Annotated in this window: 17 protein-coding genes; 12 read left to right on the top strand and 5 right to left on the bottom strand. The window is 54.0% G+C overall.

Features of this window, described 5'->3' with window-relative positions:
* Positions 1–373 precede the first annotated feature (373 nt).
* Positions 374–1,360, top strand: coding sequence for an HpcH/HpaI aldolase/citrate lyase family protein (locus tag AC0VXT_RS03290; RefSeq protein WP_475547486.1), 987 nt, complete (start codon positions 374–376; stop codon positions 1,358–1,360).
* A 111-nt stretch (positions 1,361–1,471) separates the two neighbouring features.
* Here the strand turns inward: AC0VXT_RS03290 and AC0VXT_RS03285 are convergent, their stop codons facing one another.
* Positions 1,472–2,494 carry a zinc-binding alcohol dehydrogenase family protein gene (locus tag AC0VXT_RS03285; protein ID WP_475547485.1) on the bottom strand — a complete coding sequence of 341 codons (1,023 nt, stop codon included), beginning with the start codon at positions 2,492–2,494 and terminating at the stop codon, positions 1,472–1,474.
* Positions 2,495–2,647: 153 nt separating this feature from the next.
* On the opposite strand from AC0VXT_RS03285, the gene AC0VXT_RS03280 reads away from it, so the two are divergent.
* Positions 2,648–3,016: a winged helix-turn-helix transcriptional regulator gene (locus AC0VXT_RS03280; RefSeq protein WP_430471046.1), complete on the top strand. Its 369-nt coding sequence runs from the start codon at positions 2,648–2,650 to the stop codon at positions 3,014–3,016.
* Between the two features lie 89 nt (positions 3,017–3,105).
* Here AC0VXT_RS03280 and AC0VXT_RS03275 read toward each other — a convergent pair whose 3' ends face one another.
* Complete coding sequence (locus AC0VXT_RS03275) at positions 3,106–3,540, bottom strand: GNAT family N-acetyltransferase (RefSeq protein WP_475548560.1); 435 nt, start codon at positions 3,538–3,540, stop codon at positions 3,106–3,108.
* A 227-nt stretch (positions 3,541–3,767) separates the two neighbouring features.
* On the opposite strand from AC0VXT_RS03275, the gene AC0VXT_RS03270 reads away from it, so the two are divergent.
* The 4 genes from AC0VXT_RS03270 to AC0VXT_RS03255 all read left to right on the top strand — a co-directional run bounded on the left by AC0VXT_RS03270 (position 3,768) and on the right by AC0VXT_RS03255 (position 10,107).
* Positions 3,768–4,724 carry an acetyl-CoA carboxylase carboxyltransferase subunit alpha gene (locus AC0VXT_RS03270; protein ID WP_101302645.1) on the top strand — a complete coding sequence of 319 codons (957 nt, stop codon included), beginning with the start codon at positions 3,768–3,770 and terminating at the stop codon, positions 4,722–4,724.
* A 130-nt stretch (positions 4,725–4,854) separates the two neighbouring features.
* Positions 4,855–5,661, top strand: a complete 807-nt coding sequence (locus AC0VXT_RS03265; protein ID WP_475547484.1) for an ion transporter — start codon at positions 4,855–4,857, stop codon at positions 5,659–5,661.
* A gap of 319 nt (positions 5,662–5,980) precedes the next feature.
* Positions 5,981–6,760 (top strand): MBL fold metallo-hydrolase, encoded by a 780-nt coding sequence (locus AC0VXT_RS03260; protein WP_475547483.1) that lies wholly within the window; start codon positions 5,981–5,983, stop codon positions 6,758–6,760.
* A gap of 89 nt (positions 6,761–6,849) precedes the next feature.
* A complete protein-coding gene (locus tag AC0VXT_RS03255; protein WP_475547482.1) occupies positions 6,850–10,107 on the top strand; it encodes an ABC transporter transmembrane domain-containing protein in 3,258 nt (1,085 codons plus the stop codon).
* An 86-nt stretch (positions 10,108–10,193) separates the two neighbouring features.
* Here the strand turns inward: AC0VXT_RS03255 and AC0VXT_RS03250 are convergent, their stop codons facing one another.
* Positions 10,194–11,153: a glycosyltransferase family 2 protein gene (locus tag AC0VXT_RS03250; RefSeq protein WP_475547481.1), complete on the bottom strand. Its 960-nt coding sequence runs from the start codon at positions 11,151–11,153 to the stop codon at positions 10,194–10,196.
* A gap of 143 nt (positions 11,154–11,296) precedes the next feature.
* Here AC0VXT_RS03250 and AC0VXT_RS03245 point away from each other — a divergent pair, with 143 nt between their 5' ends.
* The 3 genes from AC0VXT_RS03245 to AC0VXT_RS03235 all read left to right on the top strand — a co-directional run bounded on the left by AC0VXT_RS03245 (position 11,297) and on the right by AC0VXT_RS03235 (position 14,653).
* On the top strand, positions 11,297–11,542 hold the full coding sequence (locus AC0VXT_RS03245; RefSeq protein ID WP_475547480.1) for a hypothetical protein: 246 nt from the start codon (positions 11,297–11,299) through the stop codon (positions 11,540–11,542).
* Between the two features lie 180 nt (positions 11,543–11,722).
* The gene (locus tag AC0VXT_RS03240; protein ID WP_475547479.1) at positions 11,723–13,210 is read left to right on the top strand and encodes an NAD-dependent succinate-semialdehyde dehydrogenase; all 1,488 of its coding nucleotides are present in this window, start codon (positions 11,723–11,725) and stop codon (positions 13,208–13,210) included.
* 42 nt (positions 13,211–13,252) lie between these two features.
* On the top strand, positions 13,253–14,653 hold the full coding sequence (locus AC0VXT_RS03235) for an aminotransferase (RefSeq protein WP_475547478.1): 1,401 nt from the start codon (positions 13,253–13,255) through the stop codon (positions 14,651–14,653).
* 98 nt (positions 14,654–14,751) lie between these two features.
* On the opposite strand, the gene AC0VXT_RS03230 is transcribed toward AC0VXT_RS03235, so the two are convergent.
* Together AC0VXT_RS03230 and AC0VXT_RS03225 are read right to left on the bottom strand one after the other, a co-directional pair.
* Positions 14,752–15,159 carry a hypothetical protein gene (locus AC0VXT_RS03230; RefSeq protein ID WP_475547477.1) on the bottom strand — a complete coding sequence of 136 codons (408 nt, stop codon included), beginning with the start codon at positions 15,157–15,159 and terminating at the stop codon, positions 14,752–14,754.
* Positions 15,160–15,346: 187 nt separating this feature from the next.
* Positions 15,347–16,366 carry a TRAP transporter substrate-binding protein gene (locus AC0VXT_RS03225; RefSeq protein ID WP_022731372.1) on the bottom strand — a complete coding sequence of 340 codons (1,020 nt, stop codon included), beginning with the start codon at positions 16,364–16,366 and terminating at the stop codon, positions 15,347–15,349.
* Positions 16,367–16,582: 216 nt separating this feature from the next.
* On the opposite strand from AC0VXT_RS03225, the gene ehuR reads away from it, so the two are divergent.
* From ehuR to AC0VXT_RS03210, 3 genes are all read left to right on the top strand, one after another.
* Positions 16,583–17,980 carry a MocR-like ectoine utilization transcription factor EhuR gene (gene ehuR, locus AC0VXT_RS03220; RefSeq protein ID WP_101302663.1) on the top strand — a complete coding sequence of 466 codons (1,398 nt, stop codon included), beginning with the start codon at positions 16,583–16,585 and terminating at the stop codon, positions 17,978–17,980.
* Positions 17,981–18,133: 153 nt separating this feature from the next.
* Complete coding sequence (locus AC0VXT_RS03215) at positions 18,134–18,715, top strand: TRAP transporter small permease (RefSeq protein ID WP_022731374.1); 582 nt, start codon at positions 18,134–18,136, stop codon at positions 18,713–18,715.
* A gap of 13 nt (positions 18,716–18,728) precedes the next feature.
* A complete protein-coding gene (locus AC0VXT_RS03210) occupies positions 18,729–20,012 on the top strand; it encodes a TRAP transporter large permease (RefSeq protein ID WP_475547476.1) in 1,284 nt (427 codons plus the stop codon).
* Positions 20,013–20,082 lie beyond the last annotated feature (70 nt).

The following is a 20,082-nucleotide window of genomic DNA, read 5'->3' as shown; positions in this document are numbered from 1 at the left end:
GCAGATGGGGCAACGCGTGTTGGGAAATGATCCCGAACCATTATATCGGCGGTAATCTAACGGCTGTTGGGTTAAGGGGCTATTGCTTTGTCCTTCGTAGTTGCAGTTTTTCTTATTGAGCATCGGTCTGCACCCAAAGCACAATACGACCCGGTGTTTTTAAGCTTGCCAGCATTCGCATCTGCACCATAAATTGAAACCCAGCCTACTGCGGCGCACAATGATCGCAGAAAAGCAGACTGTCACGGCGGCCACGGTACGATCCCGAAAACGGGACGCAATAACACGCCACAAGAATACGACAAAGGCATCGCACGGCGAACTTGCCGACGCGTTGCCGTCTTGAAATGACAGGTTTTGGAGAAACGTTATCATGAGCTTCACAACACCGACCCCGGCCCCCGCGCGCCTGAACCGGTCCGAACTTGCCGTTCCCGGCAGCCGGATCGAACTGTTTGAAAAGGCCGCCAAATCAAAAGCCGACGCCATTTTCCTTGATCTCGAAGACGCAGTTGCGCCCAGTGACAAGGAACAGGCACGCAAAAACATCATCGCTGCGATCAATGACATTGATTGGGGCAATAAGGTGCTGTCGGTGCGCATCAACGGACTTGATACCCATTATATGTACCGCGATGTGGTTGATGTGCTTGAACAGGCTGGCGACCGGCTTGATCTGATCATGATCCCCAAGGTCGGGACGGCGGCTGATGTGTATGCCTTGGATATGCTCGCCACCCAGATTGAAACCGCCAAGGGCCGCAAAAAACGCATCGGGTTCGAACTGATCATTGAAACCGCCCTTGGCATGCAAAACATCCACGAAGTCGCCGCCGCCTCACCGCGCAATGAAAGCCTGCATTTCGGGGTGGCCGATTACGCCGCCTCGACCAAGGCGATGACAACCGGCATTGGCGGCCCAAACCCGCATTACGGCGTTTTGACCGATAAGGACGGCGACACACCACGCAATTACCATTGGGGTGACATGTGGCATTACGCCATTGCCCGCATGGTCGTCGCGGCCCGCGCCAATGGTCTGCGCCCGATTGATGGCCCGTTTGGGGATTTTTCCGACCCGGATGGCTACCGCGCACAAGCCGCGCGCGCCATGGTGCTGGGCTGCGAAGGAAAATGGGCCATCCACCCCAGCCAGATCACCCTTGCAAACGAAGTCTATTCCCCGTCAGACGCCGAAGTCACCAAGGCCAAACGCATTCTTGAAGCCATGGCAAAAGCTCAGGCCGAAGGCGCCGGTGCGGTTGCACTTGATGGTCGCCTGATTGATATCGCCTCCATCAAACAGGCCGAAGTCATGGTCAGGCAAGCAGACGTCATCGCCGCACTTAACGAAAGCTGACGACCAAATCGTCCCGCCATAACACCCGTTAAACTCAAAGGGGCGCCATTATCTGGCGCCCCTTTGTGATGTCTTGCATCAGGTCCGGCTGTCACACCGCGAAGTTTCCGACTACTCCGGAATGGCCTCAAAGGTGATTTTGCCAATCGCCTTGCCGCTTTCAAGAAGGATATGCGCCTTTCTCAGGCTTTCAGGCGTCAGCGGACCAAAGCTTTCAGTGGCTGTATTTTTGATCACACCGTCGTCAACCAGTTGGGCGACGGTCGCCAACAATTTATGTTGTTCGATCATGTCGGGCGTTTCAAACATCGAACGGGTAAACATAAACTCATAGGAAAAGCTGGCCGATTTCGCCTTGAGCAAATCCACATTATGCTCTTTCGATGCTTCGGTAATCGTCACGATCCGTCCCTGCGGGGCAATGATTTCGGTCATCACGTCAAAATACTGATCGGTTTCAGATGTGCAGAAAATGTAATCAACCGCAGCAACATCAAGGGCGGCCAATTCATCCTTAAGCGGACGGCGATGATTGATCACCTGATCGGCACCCAGTTTTTTGACCCAGTTGGTGGTCTCATCGCGCGATGCGGTGGCAATCACGTTCAACCCGGCCAGCTTGGCAAGCTGGATCGCGATGGAGCCAACGCCCCCCGCACCACCAATGATCAGGATGGTTTTGCCCGCATTGGCATCGGTTGCAGAACGGTCAATCAACAGTCGGTCAAACATCGCCTCCCAGGCGGTGATCGTCGTCAAGGGCAAGGCCGCCGCCGCTGCGAAATCAAGCGATTTGGGCTTTGGCGCAACAATGCGTTCATCGACAAGCTGAAATTCGCTGTTTGACCCGGAACGGGTTACATCGCCCGCATACCAAACCTCATCGCCCGGACGAAACAGGGTGACATCTTCACCAACGGCCTCAACCACGCCTGCTGCATCCCAGCCAAGCACGGTAAATTCACCTTCCTTGGCCCGACCCTTACGTACTTTAAAATCAACCGGGTTCACCGCGACACCCTTTACCCGCACCAGAATATCGCGACCTTCGGCGGTCGGCGTGTCGGTGTCAATCTGGGTAAAAAGGCCGGGCGTCTCGACCGGGGCAGGTTTGTTAATACCAATGGATTTCATATTTGTATTCCTTGTAACGCACGTTTGATTTGTGAATGCGCCGAAGATACCTCATAATGCCCTCAATAAGAAGTACGCACAATTTCGACCCATAGTGTCATTTTGTATACTAATGGACTTTACTGCGGATTTCAGAGCATCAGGAGATTAAATATGGACCGTTGCGCACCCAATCGCAGCCCCGGTTGCCCGGTGGAAGGCGCACTTGATGTCATTGGTGGCAAGTGGAAAGGCGTTGTGATGTACCATCTGCTTGATGGCACCAAACGCTTTAACGAACTGCACCGCATGATGCCGGGTGTCACCCAGCGGATGCTCACCCGTCAGCTGCGTGAGCTTGAGGCAGACGGACTGGTGCATCGCGAAGTCTATGCCGAAGTTCCGCCCCGGGTTGAATACAGCCTGACGGCAAAGGGCGACACCCTCCGCCAGATCATTCTCGCCCTTAAGGCATGGGGCGAAACCCATGTACCCTATTACGCGCACGACAAAAAACAGAACCCCGAACGCCTCAAGGCATGATCGGCGATACACGCCGTAATGACCCCGGTGCGGCCAGATAATTGCGACCAGATAGTCGGCTGCGAACGACGTCGCCCACTTAATGAACTTTAGGGTCTGCTCATCCCGTCAAGGTCGCGCGCCATTTTCCAGAATGTCGCACGATCATATCCGTCGTGCATACCTTCGCCGACGATCTCGAACCCGCGTGACTTGAAATAGGCAACATTGCCCGTCAGTTCAACACGCACATGCAGACGCATCTTTTCCTTGCCGCGGCGCGCCGCATCGTCACATGCCGCAGTGACCAATGCCCTGCCAATTCCGCCTTTCTGAATGGCGGCATCAACGGACAGTTTATACAGATAGGCATCCCTGCCAGTATCCTCGACCCAGACTTGCCCAACAACCGTCCCCGTCTCATTGGTTGCCAAAAACAGTCTGTCTCGGGCGAAACGCCACTGAAGCTCGGATACCGTGACCGATTTTGCTGAACTTGGCGGATTAACAATGCCGTCTTGCGCGGCAAACGCTGCCAAAAGCATTTCCGTCAGGTGTTGAAACGGGACTTCTTGGGGGTTTGAGGGGCAAATAATCTGAATACTGGACGTCATGGGGCAACCGTGTGCAAACTGTCATTATGTTTTGTGAAACATACGCCATAATTCTTACGTAAACGGAAAATATGTGTAACGGCTCCCTCAACGCTTGACGTAGCGGGCCGATATACTATGTTCCGGCCCATTGTTTCCCAGTCGGATATGATGCCCTGATGCATAACTTCCTCGATTTTGAAAAACCGATCGCCGAACTTGAAGGCAAGATCGAAGAACTCCGTCATCTTACCGGTAATGACGAAGTCAATATCGCAGATGAGGTCGCACGCCTGCAGGATAAGCTGACCAAACTGCTGCAAGGCACCTATGGCAAGCTGACCCCGTGGCAAAAGACGCAAGTTGCACGCCACCCTGATCGGCCGCATTTCACCGACTATATCGGTCATCTTTTCGAAGATTTCACCCCGCTTTCCGGCGACCGCCTGTTTGGCGAAGACGAGGCCATCATCGGTGGTCTTGCCCGTCTTCAGGGCCGCAGCGTGATGGTGATTGGCCACGAAAAAGGTCACGACACCGAAACCCGTGTAAAACACAATTTCGGCTCGGCCCGCCCGGAAGGCTACCGCAAGGCGGTTCGCCTGATGCGCATGGCAGAACGGTTTAACATCCCGGTGGTCACACTGGTTGATACCGCCGGGGCCTTCCCCGGTGCGGATGCCGAAGCACGCGGTCAGTCAGAAGCCATCGCACGGTCCATCGAAACCTGCCTTGATATCAAGGTGCCGTTGATTTCGATCGTCATCGGCGAAGGTGGATCAGGTGGTGCGATTGCACTTGCTGTCGCAAACACCGTGCTGATGCTTGAAAACTCGATCTATTCGGTGATCTCGCCAGAAGGCTGCGCATCGATCCTGTGGCGTTCCGGCGACGAGGCCAAAACCGCCGCCGAGGCCCTGCGCCTTACCGCACAGGATTTGCTTCAGCTTGGCGTGATTGATGACATCATCCCGGAACCGCTTGGCGGCGCACAGCGCTCACCAGCCGAGGCCTGCAAACGTGTTGGTGCTGCCATCATCAAGGCCCTTGAAAGCATGGATGACGTCGAAGGCGGCGTTCTTAAAGCCCGCCGTCGCGACAAGTTTCTTGAAATGGGCCGTAAAGGCCTGAACTGATTTTTCCATTCAGGACGCAGATCATCTTCGGGTGACTGCGTCCTGTTGTTATTTCATCCGGCGCTGTCTGCCGTCGGTGATATCCGGCAAGCCCGCGCCAATTTCCGACCCTGTCGGGAGGCACCAGACCATGTTGCGCCGGTTTATTGAATCCAGCCGTTTTCAGAACTTCATTACGGCTGTCATTGCCCTTAACGCCATCATTCTCGGGCTTGAGACATCCTCAACAATCATGGATGTGGCGGGACCGTTCCTGCATGCACTTGATCAGATCGCGGTCGCAATTTTTGTCGTCGAATTGGCGATGAAGCTTTTTGTTTACCGCCTTTCGTTCTTTAAGCGGTCCTGGAATGTTTTCGATTTCACCATCGTTGCCATTACGCTCCTGCCCGCCGGACAGGGGCTTTCAGTACTACGCGCCTTGCGTATTTTGCGCGCATTCCGCCTGATATCGACGGTTCCCTCCATGCGCAAAGTGGTCGAAGCCCTGATGCGGGCCATTCCCGGTATGATTTCGGTTCTGACCCTATTGTCGCTGGTGTTTTATGTATCCGCCGTCATGGCGACCAAACTGTTTGGCGCAGGCTTCCCTGAATGGTTCGGATCCATCGGGGCGTCGCTGTATTCCCTGTTCCAGATCATGACCCTTGAAAGCTGGTCGATGGGCATTGTCCGCCCGGTGATGGAATCCTATCCGCATGCATGGATGTTCTTTGTGCCATTCATTCTGGTGACAACGTTTGCGGTTTTGAACCTGTTTATCGCGATTGTGGTTGATGCCATGTCCACCCATGTCGATGTCGAAGGATCCCAGACTCGCGACGAGATCGAAAGTGATCATGGTGAAATCATGAATGAACTTCGCGAACTGCGCCACGAACTCGCCAAACTCAACGCCCGCGTGGAACGTGACGAAAAGGCACCCAAGATAAAATAGCGATCCCGGCCCTCACCTTAACCGACATCGGGTCAGCCTTTCCGCTGCCGAAAAACTTCAGGCTTTTCTGATAAAGCGGGTGTTTCAGCTATCCTGCGGCTTTGCCCATCGCACCGAACTTGAAATTTTCTGCCATGCAGCCCCCGGTCCGGTCGGTGACGTTGCCAGATATCTGATTTTTTGCATCACGTGATCACGGGCGATTGCGCGTCTGCTACTGGCTGCTTTGTGCGACGCCATGGCATTTTCCAAACAAATTAATTCATCTTTCTGGAATGTTGCTCTAGTCTTTCGTCAAAAGGTCGGGAGAACGGGGAAAATGAAGCTTACTTTTGCGGGGACAGGGTCGGCATTTTGTATGGCAGCCGACAACTTTCAGAGCAACATGGTTCTGGAAACCACCCCGTCGGGTGACGAACAGCCAAAACGCCTGCTGATTGACTGCGGTTCAGATGCGCGTCATTCGCTGCGTAAACTTGGCTGTATGCCAAATGACTTTGAGGCCGTCTATATCAGCCACCTGCATTCAGATCACATTGGTGGTCTGGAATGGATGGCGCTTGCCAACTATTTTATCTTTGACGGGCACCGTGTCGATCTGATCACCGCACGCGAGCTGATCGAACCGCTGTGGGAACATTCGCTTCGCGGTGGTCTGGAAACCAGCGACCACGGCAACAGCACGCTGTCCTCCTATTTCGATGTTATCGCTCTTGAACCCGAAGACGGGTTTGAATGGCAGGGTCTGAAGTTTGATGTCATCCCGGCGGCCCATGTCGTGACCGAGGAAAAAACCATGTTTTCCTTCGCGCTGTTCGGGCACGCAAAAAACAAAAGCTTTTTCCTGACAACAGATGCGATATTCGATCCTGATGCACATATGCCCTTCTACAAAAAGGCAGATATCATTTTTCAGGATTGCGAATTAGGTCCACGTCGTTCAGGTGTACACGCCCATTATGATCAACTTGTCACGCTCCCTGCCGACGTAAAGGCAAAGATGTGGCTGTATCATTATCAGGCATATGATAAGCCCGATGCCAAAGCAGACGGTTTTTGCGGATTTATCAGCCCGGAACAAAGTTTCGACCTTGGCTAATTCCACGTCTGGTTGGTAATCTGCGCGATAACAATAAACAGCGAGCAACCGGAACAATTTGTTCCTGACCAACAAAACGGGACGCGCGAATGCCAAAATCGGTTTTTGCCTATATCTGGCGATATAGCCGCCTGCAACAGATCATCCTGACTTTGGTGACGCTGTTTTCATTTCCGTTTCTGTATTATTCCCTCGACCTGCCCAAACTGATCGTCAACGAAGCGATCGGCGGCGCGGGCTCGCCCTATGACGTTCTCGGGGTCGAACTCGATCAGATCGAATATCTGTTTGCCCTGTCGGGGATTTTCCTCGCCCTTGTTTTCGTCAATGGCGGGTTCAAATACTTCATCAACGTCTATGTCGGCGTGATGTCCGAAAGACTATTGCGCCGGTTGCGTTATAACCTGTTTGAACGGGTATTGCGGTTCCCGTTGCCGCATTTTCGCAAAACCAGTCAGGGCGAAATCGTCTCGATGATCACGGCCGAGGCCGAACCGCTTGGCGGTTTCTTTGGCGAGGCCTTTTCGCTCCCCCTGTATCAGGGCGGTATTCTGGTTACGATTTCGGCCTTTATCTTTATTCAGGACCCGTTGATGGGCTTGGCGTCCATCGCGTTCTATCCATTGCAGGGATATTTGATCCCGAAATTGCAAAAACGCGTCAATCTGCTGGGTAAGCAGCGGGTACAGAATGTCCGCCGGATGTCCGAACATATTGGCGAGGCGGTTGGCGGTGCCACCGACATCCGTGCCAACGAAACCCACGGGTTTGAGCTGACCCACTTTACCCAGCGTTTGGGACGGATTTTTGAAATCCGCAAGGAAATCTACTTCCGTAAATTCTTTATCAAGTTCCTCAATAACTTCATCGCCCAGATCACCCCGTTCTTCTTCTATTCGATTGGCGGCTATTTGGTGATTGTCGGTGATCTTAGTTTCGGTGCACTGGTCGCAGCCCTTGCCGCCTATAAGGATATGTCCGCCCCATGGAAGGAACTTCTGGCCTATTATCAACGCCTTGCCGACGCGCGAATTAAATATGACCAGCTCCACGAACAGTTTGAACTGCCCGATCTGTCATCTGAACATCAACTGACCGTGCCGCTGTCACCGCGCCTGAATGGCCCGCTTGATGTGACCGCCCTGTCATGGACTGACGATGACGGAACCCGCGTTGTTGAAAATGTGTCGTTTAACATGCCCCTTCCGGGTACCGCCCTTCTGACCGGCTCTGCCGACAGTGGCAAATCGCAAGTCGCCCGATTGCTGGCACGGATTCTTGACCCGACAAGTGGTCGGATTCAGTTCAACGATATGGATGCCACCAATCTTCCGGCCGCCATCATCGGTCAACGTCTGGCCTATATCGGCAGTGATGCCTATCTGTTTAACGGCAGCATTTCCGATAACCTGCTGTATGGCCTGAAACATCGTCCGATCATTGTCGATCAGACAGCCGCCACCAGCGACGAAGCCCCCCAAACGGGTGACAATGATAATGCGGTTACACGTGCGGACGAAAAAGACAAAGCCGTTGCCAGCAAGTCCAAAGCATACAATGACCTAGTCGAGTTCCCATTGCCGAACTTTGTCGATCAGATTGACATTTCAGATCCGGCAGCCCTGCCATGGCAATTCACCCGCGAGATGTATGACGAGGTTCAGCGATCAGGCAACATTCCCTATGACCCGTCGGCGAACTGGATTGACTATGTCGGACCGGGCTTCTCATCACGCGAAGAATTGCACGGCGAACTGATGCGTCTGCTTGAGGTCGTCGGTCTGGACCGCGACATCTATCGCATTGGTTTGCAACGCCGCGTTGATCCGGCTGCACATCCCGAACTGGTTGCATCGGTCCTGACCGTCCGACCACGCCTAAAGGAAATTCTTGATCAACGGCAATTGTCCGACCTTGTCGAACCCTATGACATTGAAAAATACAATGACAACGCACCGGTGGGTGTGAACCTTGTGTTTGGCACGCCGTCGCAAACCCACTTTGAACGGTTTGAGTTCCTGTCTCATCCGTTCATGCAGCAAACCCTGCGCGATACCGGTCTTTATGAACGCATGGTCAGAATGGGCCGCGAAACACTTGATCTGATGATCGAACTGTTTACCGGCCTGCCCGCAGGACATGAGTTCTTTGACCGCTACAGTTTCGTGTCGGCCGATGAAATTCCCGAAGTGAAGAACATCCTCAAACGGACCGAAGGCGTTGCCTTTGACGACATCCGCAAAGAAGATCAGTTGCATCTTCTCGACGTCGCCATGCAGTTGACACCCGCCCGTCACCGTCTTCGGGTGATTGATGACGATTTCCGTCAACTGGTCTTGTCTGCACGTCCTAAATTCCACGAAAACCTGCCAGACTCACTGGCGAAATTCATCGACTTCTTCGATGGCGATGGCTATACCCCGGCCGCCCCGATCCTTGATAACTTGCTGTTTGGTCGCTTTGCCTATGGCCGTGCAAATTCCGAAGAACGCGTGGGCGAAGTCCTGTTTGAAATCGCCCATGAAGGCGGCCTTTACGAAGAACTTGTTGCTCTTGGCCTTGAAAGTCAGGTCGGCGTTGGCGGCAGCCGCGTCTCGCAAACCCTGCGTCAGAAAATCGCCCTTGTCCGCGCCCTGATCAAAAACCCTGATCTGCTGGTGGTTGACGAAGGCCTGTCTGCGCTCGACCGTGAAACCCGCGAAAACGTCATCGCCTATCTCACCGGACAGAATGACAACACCAGTCTTCTCTGGGTGGATGGTGATGATAACGACAATGAAAAGTTCGATGCTTTACTGCATATGTCGAACGGAAAACTGGTTAAGCGCCGTGGTCAGTCGTCAGACGATCAAACGCCTGACAACACCGAATCCGACGAAGAAACCACTGTCGCCGATGGTGACATTGATCAGGAAGTCCGCCTACTTCGCACCATTCCGCTGTTTGCCGGGCTTGATGCAAGCGTGGTCAAACTCCTCGCCTTTACGAGCCCGCGCCTGACCTTCAAACATGGTGAGGTTCTGGTCAAACAGGGCGATCCCGGCGATGCTGCCTATATCGTTATTTCCGGTCGCGGTGAAATCTGGCTGACCACCGACGAAATGCAAACCGTAAAACTGCGCGATGTAAACCCCAAGGAAGTGATCGGCGAAATCGCCCTTCTGGTCGATGCCCCCCGGTCCGCAACCATTCGTGCGGTCGAGGACATGACCGTTCTGAAACTCGACAAGGCCGAATTCCTTGGCCTGGTCAGACAGGATCAGGCGGTTGCCATCCAGTTGATCCGTGTTCTCGCTGACCGTCTCGACCAAACCACCAAACAGCTCAGCAGTAAAAACAACGATTAATCTAAGGCACCTTATTTGCAAAAAACGCAGCATCGGCTCCAACCAATGCTGCGTTTTTTATTGTGTTTGAGACAAACTATATAGTGTTACGACATTTTGCGAATGGCCGCAGGTTTCCAGTTCTCTGGACGCTCGGTACTGCCATCCTCGGTAAAGGCACCGAGTGCGGCATACACGCGTGTTTCCGGTTTGGCTGGAACCATAACCTTGCTTTCAAGATAGCGCCAAAGATGGCCTGAAACGGCCTTGCCATGATTACGGCGATCAAACCGATAGGCCCGCGCTGTCGCCCGTCGGTATGCTTCTGCCTGATGACGTTTGGAAATTCCCGGTGCTTCCGTCATCAGGGTATAAAGGGCAAGAACCGACTCATAACGCGACCGCCCCTTTTGCGAAGATAACCGTCCCGGTGCCGCGTCCGGTAACAAGCCAACTGCACCTTTTAAATGCACACCGGCCCCGGTTCGAAACAAACGCAAGAACAACATCTGATCAGGCGACACCAACGCCTTGTTGCAGCCCCCTGCACGCAGATAGAATGCGCGTCCAATCAGCATCGATGTTGAATTGGCCGGGCAATTACGGATGAAAAAGCTAAGCCCATCATCAATACTTTGAAATTCTTCGGGCAAATCTGTGGCGGGTCGATCCAGTGGATCTTTATCGCCGCCAAACTGGAAATACTCCAGATCACCCCACGCGTGTTCCGTGTTATGGCGCGTACATGCGGCCAAAAGGTTTCGTGTTGCATCGGGCGCTAACAAATCATCCCCGTCGCAAAACTTGATCCAGTCACCTGTTGCCGCCTCAACCCCGGCATCATGGGCAACCGACGCCCCCTGATTGACCTGACTGACAACCTTGACCGCAAAGCCTGCATCCTTGGTACATTCCTTGATGACCTCAACCGAACGATCCGTTGAACCGTCATCGACAAAGACATACTCGCGCTCAAAGTCACCAATCTGCGCATCAAGCGATCTAATCACTAACGGCAGATATTCTGCTTTGTTAAAAACCGTGACAACGAAGGAAACTTTGGTCATGCGGACTATTTCTTTATATGTTTGGCAAAGGAAGCTTGAAGGTTTCGCACCTGACTGCACATCGGTCAACTCTTCCGCGTTAATCGGATCGGCAATTTAATCCATCTTCACACCACCCAAAGCACGGAACCCTCCGCAATTTCATGAATAAAATCGCATCCATCCTGATTGCCTCTCTGTTTGCCATCGTCATGCTTGGCGGGTTTATCGCCCTTCTGGGCGGCAGTATCTTGGGGGGATTGATGTTTCTGATCGGCATTCCCTTTGCCTTTCCGATGTTGACCAGCATCGTCGTGCTGTTTTTTGCCGTGATCATTGTCCGGACTGTCATGGAAAAACGCCGTCAGAAACGCGAAATGCAGAAATACCTGAAATCCTCAGACGACTGATTCCCCTGTGTTTCACGCCTCTGGCAGAAGAAACATTCCTATTTGACCGGCATCAGCCAAAAAAAACGCATCATTTGGCACGCACTTCGGACACCTCCTCTTGCCACGCCCTGATAGCTTCCTTGCAGTTCAACAAACAAGCTGGTCGCAAATGCGTCAGCCCGTTTCAAGGAGGTTCCGATGTCGGCACAATCAAAAGAACAGCGTTGCGTATCCCTAAGCCAGCTCGCTGATCTGCGCCTGCTGCGTGAACATGCGTACATTGATGGCCGCTGGTGCTCGGCCGACAACCTTCAGGTTATCGAAGTCACCAACCCGTTCGATGGCAGCTTCATCGGCACCGTCCCGAACATGAGCATCTTTGAAACCCGCAAGGCCATTGCCGCGGCCAAGGAAGCCTTCCCGGCATGGTCGGCCATGCTGCCACAGGACCGCGCAAGCGCACTTCGCCGCTGGCATGATCTTCTGATCGAAAACAAAGAAGACCTCGCCCTTCTGATGACGCTTGAACAGGGCAAACCCATCAATGAATCGCGCGGCGAAATTGACTACGCCGCAAGCTTCATCGATTTTTACGCCGAAGAAGCCAAACGCGTGAACGTCGAAAACATCACGTCCCACCTGCCGGGCCGCAACATGTCGGTCAAACGCGAAGCCATCGGTGTGACGGCTGCCGTCACCCCATGGAACTTCCCGTGCGCGATGATCACACGCAAAGCCGCCGCCGCACTGGCTGCGGGCTGCACCATGATTGTCCGCCCCGCAACCGAAACCCCGTTTTCCGCAACCGCCTTGGCCGAACTGGCTGAACGTGCGGGCATTCCGGCAGGCGTGTTTAACGTTGTCACGGGTGATCCAAACCCGGTGGTTGGCGAGCTGTGCGGCAGTACCGATGTGCGCGCCCTGTCGTTCACTGGCTCAACCGAAGTCGGTCGGCTGTTGCTGTCACAAGGGGCCCAGACGATCAAGAAAATGTCGATGGAACTCGGCGGTCATGCGCCCTTCATCCTGTTTGATGATGTCGATCTTGACGAAGCCGTCGCCCATGCGATCAACGCCAAATTCGCCACCAGCGGTCAGGATTGCCTTGCGGCAAACCGCATCTTTGTCCAGCGCGGCATCTATGACGAATTCCTCGACAAATATGCCAAGGCAATTGGGCAATTGCGGGTTGGCAACGGCATTGAAGAACATGTCGAAATCGGCCCGCTGATGCATGACCGTGCGGTTGCCAAATGTGATGAGCACGTCTCTGATGCACGCGCCAAAGGTGCGCGTGTTCTGACCGGTGGCAAGAAAATGGGCGGACTGTTCTATGCCCCGACCCTGCTTGCCGATGTCACCGATGACATGCAAATCTACCGCGAAGAAACATTCGGCCCGGTCGCACCTGTCATGCCCTTTGACACCGAGGATGAGGTCATCGCACAGGCCAATGACAGCGAATATGGTCTGGCGGCATATCTGTTTACCAACGATCATGACCGCGCAAACCGGGTATCAAACGCGCTTGAATACGGTATGGTTGCGCTTAACTGCGTAAAAATTACCGGCGCCCCGGTTCCGTTTGGCGGCGTCAAGCAATCTGGTCTGGGCCGCGAAGGATCGCGCCATGGCCTCGAAGAATTCACTGAACTCAAATACGTCTGCGCTGCGTTTAAACAGTAACGCGCGCCTCAGACACCACCGCATTCACATGGGAGAACAACAATGAATGTCATCAAAAACACCACGGCCGACCTGCAGGAAATGGACCGGGCGCACTTCATGCACCCGTTGACCCACATGCGCCAGCACGCCGATGGGGAGACCCCCAACCGCATCATCAACGGCGGCAAGGGCATTTACATCCATGACACCGAAGGCCGCGAAAGCCTCGATGCCTTCGCTGGTCTGTACTGTGTGAATGTTGGCTATGGCCGGACCGAAATTGCCGATGCGATCTATGCGCAGGCCAAGGAACTGGCTTATTACCACACCTATGTCGGGCACGGGAACGAGCCGGTCATTCGTCTGTCAGAGCGCATCATCAAAAGTGCCCCCGAAGGCATGCAGCGCGTCTATTACGGCATGTCCGGATCGGACGCCAACGAGACCAACATCAAACTGATCTGGTACTACAACAACATCCGTGGCCTGCCGCAGAAGAAAAAGATCATCTCGCGCTGGCGCGGCTATCACGGCTCCGGGATCATGACCGGCAGCCTGACCGGCCTTGCTGCCTTCCACAATGCGTTTGATCTGCCGCGTGCGCCGATCCTGCACACCACCTGCCCGCACCATTACTGGAATGCAGAAGCCGGTGAAACCGAGGCCGAATTTGCCAAACGCTGCGCAGACGATCTGGAAAAAATGATCCTGCGCGAAGGTCCTGAAACCGTTGCCGCCTTCATCGGCGAGCCGGTCATGGGCACGGGCGGCATCATCACCCCGCCAGAAGGCTACTGGGCCGCCATTCAGGCCGTCTTGAACAAATATGATGTGCTTCTGGTCGCTGACGAAGTTGTCACCGCCTTTGGCCGTACCGGGTCCTATTTCGGCTCCATGCACTACGACATGAAACCGGACCTGATCACGATTGCCAAGGGTGTCTCATCGGGCTACCTGCCGCTGTCGGGTGTGATTGTTGGCGAACGTGTGTGGAAAGTTCTCGAACAGGGTTCTGATAAAATGGGCCCAATCGGCCACGGTTGGACCTATTCGGCCCACCCGGTCTGTGCCGCGGCTGCCAATGCCAACCTTGATATTGTCGATGGTGAAAACCTGACCGGCAATTCGGCCGAAACCGGTGGCTACATGCAAAAACGCATGCGTGAAACCTTTAGCGACCATCCGCTGGTCGGCGAAGCACGCGGTGTTGGCCTGATGGCCGCCCTTGAATTCGTTGCCGATAAAACCAAAAAAGAACGGTTTGATCCGAATGCGAAAATCGGTCCGCGCGTCTCGGCGGCCTGCCTTGAACGCGGCATGATCGCACGTGCAATGCCGCACGGCGACATCCTTGGCTTTGCACCGCCACTGTGCATCACCAAGGCCGAAGTTGACAAAGTCATCGACATTGCCAAACAGGCCGTTGATGCGGTTGCTGACGAAGTTGCCGCAGGCAAATAATCAAGCTGTAACGTAAAATATCCATGCTTTTTCAGGGGCCGGTCAGATGACCGGCCCCTGTTTTTATGTGCGCAAAGAATGCATCACGCGGCAACCGACTAACATTCGGTAACGTATTTACCGTTTTTGCCTTTGGTTGACGAAACCGTACAAGACCCGATCTGGCTGCCCGATGAATTGATGATATTCAGCTTGATCTCGGCACCATCGCCCTCAGACCACCAGATACCGCCCCCGGAACCAATAAGGTTCAGCGTCGTCGAAGAACTGCTGGGGATTGCGGAAACGATTGTCGCATTGTCGGCATTGCTGAGCGCTGCTTTGACGGTAACGCCTGCTTTATCGGGCGACTTTTCACCCCATTCAGCCGGGCTCATCGACACCCCATTGGGCGACAGAACCTCGGCATTCGCCGACGTCATAAACGTCCCCAACAGCACGAACGCCATCATCACTGCCGGGAACAGAATATCCCGCAGCGCTTGAGAAAGATTAAAATCATTCACAGCCTTTTCCTTTCAAATGTGGACTGATCGCACCCGCCAACATGATGTTAACAGGTGCTCCATATCTGACGCACAAAGCCCCTGTGCTGTGAGAATCCCCAACGAACCTGCCAAGCCCAAAACAAAAACCCCCGCAGAAAAATCTGCGGGGGTTTTGTGAAGTCGTTACGTGATAAAGGCGGAAGCCTTACATCGCGGTACCGAATTCCTTACGAAGCGCATCAAGAACTTCCTGGGTGTCGCCACCAACTTCGTCGACAAGGCTTGCGCCAATGCCTTTGGAAGCTTCTTTAAACGCGGCACGCTGTTCGTCATCAAGGCGAATGACCTTGATGTCAGGCTTGGCTTCCTTGATACGGTCAAGGGCTGCTTCATTTGCCTTGGTCTGCGCATCATAGATGAAGTCATCAAGCTCAGCCTTAACCTCGGCAAGCATCTCTTTACGCTCATCTGACAGACCGGCATAGAAGTCAGCATTCGATACCACGGTGGTGGTGTACTGCTGCTGACCGGCATAGATCAGATAATCGGTAACTTCGTAGAATTTTGCACTTTCGACGAAGAAGATCGGGTTAACCTGTGCGTCGATAACGCTGGTCTGAAGACCCGAATAAACTTCACCCCACGGCAGGGCAACCGGATCAGCGCCAAAGGATTTATAGCTCTCGATCAGGATCGGCGAGGTCATGACACGGAATTTCACACCGTCGAAATCAGCCGGTTTTTCAACTTCTTTCTTGGTGGTCCAAACCATTTCCCCTTCCGGGTACATGGTATAAAGCTTGAGACCCTTGGACTCGAAATCCTTGCTCAGGCCGTCATAAATGGTCGGGCTGCCCGACAGGACTTTTTTGTTGACCTCGTTGTCCTGCGACAACAGGTACGGCACGCCAAAGACCTGAATTTCAGGCACGAACGTACCCAAGTGACCCGGCGATGCGTTCGAGAACTGAACTGCACCCGCAGACGTCAATTCGGTAATGTCATTTTCCGTACCGAGCTGACCATAGGTGTAGATGGTCACGGACACGTCGCCATCGGTTTTTTCTTCAACCAGGCGTTTGAATTCCTGTGCATACAGGTCCTGAACATCGCCCGGGCTTTCTTCGTGGGCAAATTTCCATTCTTCTGCATGGGCGGCGGTTCCAGCTACTGCGAACAAAGCGGCAGCAGACAGGGTCGCCTTGAGGAGTTTGTTCAAACTCATATCGAAGTCTCCCTTATTGTACGCACAACGTCCGGGATCTGCCCGGTTACGGCGGCGTTATGATTGGCACATCAATTTTATGAACGTGCGAAGTGTTGAAATGTTCCTGCATCAGGTCAATGCTAGTTTTGTATCAGGACATAATAACTTTGACGTCTACACATTTACCCGCAGGTCATGTTAGGGTCAGGCCAAATTAAAGGGTGGAAAAGCATAATGTGGTTGCCAGACATCGATCTGAGTGGCGAAACCGGGCCCAAATACAAGGCACTGGTAGAAGCGATCATCACCGACATCGAATCGGGACGACTCCGACATGATGTCCGCATGCCCACCCACCGTGAACTGGCCTACCGCCTCAAAGTCAGCGTTCAGACCGTCAGTGCCGCCTACAAGGAAGTCGAACGTCAGGGATACCTCAGATCCGAACGACGACGCGGCACATTCGTTCAGGCCCGCCTGACCGACCGTGCGTCCTCCTTTATCCTTGATAACCGCCAACCCGACCTGATTGATCTGTCGATTGTTCGAACCGCCTATACCGACTTTCACAATGATCTGTCGCGCCAGATGCATGCCCGCCTGGCCGAAGAAACAATGCATGGCTGGATGGAAAGTTGCCGTCCGGTTGCCGGATTCGAATATCACCGCGAAATCGGCTCCAAATGGCTGGCAACCATGGGGATCGACTGCACCATCCCCAACCTTCTGATCACCAATGGCGCCGCGCAGGGGGTGTTCACCGCCCTTGCCACCATTGTGCAGCCTGATGATGTTGTCCTGACCGAAAGCCTGACCGACCATGGGGTGATCGGCACCGCCAGTATCCTTCGCTTCAAGCTGGGGGCGCTTCCCACCGATGAACAGGGCATCCTGCCCGAGGCCTTTGAACGCGAATGCCATCAACGCCAAGTCCGCGCCCTTGTCGTCACACCGATTTTCACCAATCCGACCAATTGCCTGATGGGGTTGGAGCGGCGCAAAAAAATTGCCGAAATCGCCGAACACTACGGGGTTTACGTCATTGAAGATGACGTCTATCGCCCGCTGCTTGAACAAAACCTGCCCCCAATCACAAGCTTCCTGCCCAAGCTTGGCTTTCACGTTTCAAGCCTGACCAAGATTGTCATGCCGGGGCTTCGCACCGGTTTTCTGACCGTCCCGCAGCACCTTTCAATCCGCGCCAGCAGCGTTTTACGCGTCACTGGCTGGATGGGGACTCCATTGATGGCCGAGATCGGCGCACGCTGGATTGCCGATGGAACCGTCGATCAGGCCGTCACAGTCCAGCGCGCCCTGATGCGTGAACGACAGGCCCTTGTCGCCGAAATCCTTGGTGATGCGGTTGTCCGTCATCACCCGACATCACTCAGTGCCTGGGTGCGTATCCCCGCCCATTGGCAGGAAGAATGGTTTGCTTCTGAACTGCGCAAAAATGGCGTGGCTGTTACGATTTCCGACCCGTTCATGACCGTTAAGGTCCCCCGCCCCAACGCCATTCGATTGTGCCTTGGCGGGGCTGTCGATACCCCGGCATTGCATCACGGCTTGATGCAGATCCGTCACACAATGGATCAAATGCCGGGTGTCCATGCCTTCGACGTTATGTATTGATTTTTGTCTCATGACAAAAATGTGATTGAACCGTCACAAAGCGTTTTTATTCTGATCCTTCACGCGTGAAGCGAAGACGACATGTGCGGGAGGGAACCGATCACTGCACACAGCGTTTTTTATAATGTCTCGCACGCGCATCAAGGAGGTCGTATGTCAGCTTCAAATGGGGAAACCCCCGCCCCGGGTGGTGGGGTATTGGGTATTCTAAAACGACTTGATGACGGGTTGTCCGTGATCGAGCGTCAGCTTCTTGGCTGGAGCATTGTGATCATGGCGGTCAATACCGTCGCCAACGTGATCATGCGTCTTGTCTTTAGTTCGAGCATTTTCTTTTCCGAAGAACTCAATCAATTTTTGATCATTCTCGTCACATTCGTCGGCATCAGCGAGGCCGCCCGGATGGGGCGCCATATTCGCATGTCGGCCTTTACCGATATGCTCGGCCCCAAGGCCAGCAAGGTCATGATGATTATCATCACACTTGGCACAGCATCTCTGTTGTTCCTGCTGGCGTGGTATTCAATTGATTACGTCTCGTCTTTGATCCAGTCCAACCGACTGACGCCTGCGTTGCGTATTCCATACTATTTCACCGTCCTCTGGGTTCCATTCGGCCTGACCGTAACGGGCATCCAGTTCGTCCTTGCCGCAGCAACGAACATCTTCAGGCCGGGGACACATCTGTCCTACCGGGTCGAAGATACGTTCGAAGCTGAAGATATTCACCTGTAAGGAGAACGGAAAAATGGATCTTGGAACCACAATCCTTCTGGTGATGCTTGTACTGCTCGTACTTGGCTTCCCCATGATGGTCCCGCTTGCCACCGCCAGCGTCGTGGCATTTGCCTTTTACATGCCCATCCCCGAACGCATCCTCATTCAGCAAATGGTGACGGGCATATCCCCGGTCGCCCTGATTGCGGTGCCGATGTTTATCTTTGCCGCCGATATCGTGACAAAGGGGCATACCGCCAACCGGCTGATTGACCTTGCCATGACCTTTGTCGGTCATGTGCGCGGCGGTCTTGCCGTCACCACCGCCCTTGGCTGCACCATGTTTGGCGCGGTCTCTGGCTCGACGCAGGCCACCGTGGTTGCCATGGGCGGCCCGCTGCGCCCGAAAATGCTCAAGGCTGGCTACGAAGACAAATTCGCCATGGCCCTGATCATTAACGCCAGTGACATCGCCTTTCTGATCCCGCCATCGATTGGCATGATCGTGTTTGGTGTTGTCGGCAAAGTCTCCATCGGTGAGCTTTTTCTGGCGGGTATCGGCCCTGGCATTTTGATCTTGCTGATGTTCTCCGCCTATTGTGTCTATTACGCCAAAAAGAACAACATCCCGACCATCCCGCGCATGAACTGGACCGAACGTGGTAAGGCCATCATCAATGCTGGTCCTGCGATCATGTTCCCGGTTCTGATTGTCGGGGGCATCTATCTGGGCTGGGTCAGCCCGACCGAGGTTGCCGCTGTCTCCGTCGTTTATGCCATCATTCTTGAAGTGCTGATTTTCAAATCGGTCAAATGGTCTGAACTGCTTGATATTGCCAGATCGACCGGCCTGATCACCGCCGTTGTGTTTATTCTGGTCGGCGCGGGCACGACATTCTCGTTCGTGATTTCCTTTGCCCAGATCCCGCAACATGTGATTGGTGCGCTGGGGCTCGAAGGGGCCAACGAATACGTTGTTCTGGCCGCAATCTCCATCGCCTTCTTCATCGGGTGCATGTTTGTCGATCCGATTGTCGTGATTCTGGTTCTGACCCCGATCTTCATGCCGTTGGTACATGCGGCGGGCCTTAACCCGGTTCTGGTGGGGACACTTGTCACCCTTCAGGTGGCCATCGGCTCGGCCACACCGCCGTTCGGCTGCGATATCTTTACCGCCATCGCGATTTTCCGACGACCTTATGCGGAGGTCATTCGCGGCACGCCACCCTTCATCATCATGCTGCTTCTGGCTGCCGTTATCCTGGTGCTTGTGCCGCAAATTGCATTGTTCCTGCCTGAGCTTGCCTTCCACTAAGTCCGGCAAATCAGCAAGAACCGGGTTCGCCGAAGCGACCTAAACACGAAACCGAAACAGGGGTGGTCCA

The organism is Thalassospira sp. Z349TD_5 (assembly GCF_056173045.1).
Note: the sequence above shows the minus strand (reverse complement) of the source record. Positions and strands in the feature narration are given on the sequence as shown.

Excerpts from the sequence above, each read along its gene's own strand:
- AC0VXT_RS03255 (WP_475547482.1), top strand. The coding sequence starts at position 6,850 with ATGCCAAAATCGGTTTTTGCCTATATCTGGCGATATAGCCGCCTGCAA.
- AC0VXT_RS03250 (WP_475547481.1), bottom strand. The coding sequence starts at position 11,153 with ATGACCAAAGTTTCCTTCGTTGTCACGGTTTTTAACAAAGCAGAATAT.
- AC0VXT_RS03240 (WP_475547479.1), top strand. The coding sequence starts at position 11,723 with ATGTCGGCACAATCAAAAGAACAGCGTTGCGTATCCCTAAGCCAGCTC.
- AC0VXT_RS03270 (WP_101302645.1), top strand. The coding sequence starts at position 3,768 with ATGCATAACTTCCTCGATTTTGAAAAACCGATCGCCGAACTTGAAGGC.
- AC0VXT_RS03265 (WP_475547484.1), top strand. The coding sequence starts at position 4,855 with ATGTTGCGCCGGTTTATTGAATCCAGCCGTTTTCAGAACTTCATTACG.
- AC0VXT_RS03235 (WP_475547478.1), top strand. The coding sequence starts at position 13,253 with ATGAATGTCATCAAAAACACCACGGCCGACCTGCAGGAAATGGACCGG.
- AC0VXT_RS03225 (WP_022731372.1), bottom strand. The coding sequence starts at position 16,366 with ATGAGTTTGAACAAACTCCTCAAGGCGACCCTGTCTGCTGCCGCTTTG.
- ehuR (WP_101302663.1), top strand. The coding sequence starts at position 16,583 with ATGTGGTTGCCAGACATCGATCTGAGTGGCGAAACCGGGCCCAAATAC.
- AC0VXT_RS03290 (WP_475547486.1), top strand. The coding sequence starts at position 374 with ATGAGCTTCACAACACCGACCCCGGCCCCCGCGCGCCTGAACCGGTCC.
- AC0VXT_RS03215 (WP_022731374.1), top strand. The coding sequence starts at position 18,134 with ATGTCAGCTTCAAATGGGGAAACCCCCGCCCCGGGTGGTGGGGTATTG.
- AC0VXT_RS03280 (WP_430471046.1), top strand. The coding sequence starts at position 2,648 with ATGGACCGTTGCGCACCCAATCGCAGCCCCGGTTGCCCGGTGGAAGGC.
- AC0VXT_RS03260 (WP_475547483.1), top strand. The coding sequence starts at position 5,981 with ATGAAGCTTACTTTTGCGGGGACAGGGTCGGCATTTTGTATGGCAGCC.
- AC0VXT_RS03245 (WP_475547480.1), top strand. The coding sequence starts at position 11,297 with ATGAATAAAATCGCATCCATCCTGATTGCCTCTCTGTTTGCCATCGTC.
- AC0VXT_RS03275 (WP_475548560.1), bottom strand. The coding sequence starts at position 3,540 with ATGCTTTTGGCAGCGTTTGCCGCGCAAGACGGCATTGTTAATCCGCCA.
- AC0VXT_RS03285 (WP_475547485.1), bottom strand. The coding sequence starts at position 2,494 with ATGAAATCCATTGGTATTAACAAACCTGCCCCGGTCGAGACGCCCGGC.
- AC0VXT_RS03210 (WP_475547476.1), top strand. The coding sequence starts at position 18,729 with ATGGATCTTGGAACCACAATCCTTCTGGTGATGCTTGTACTGCTCGTA.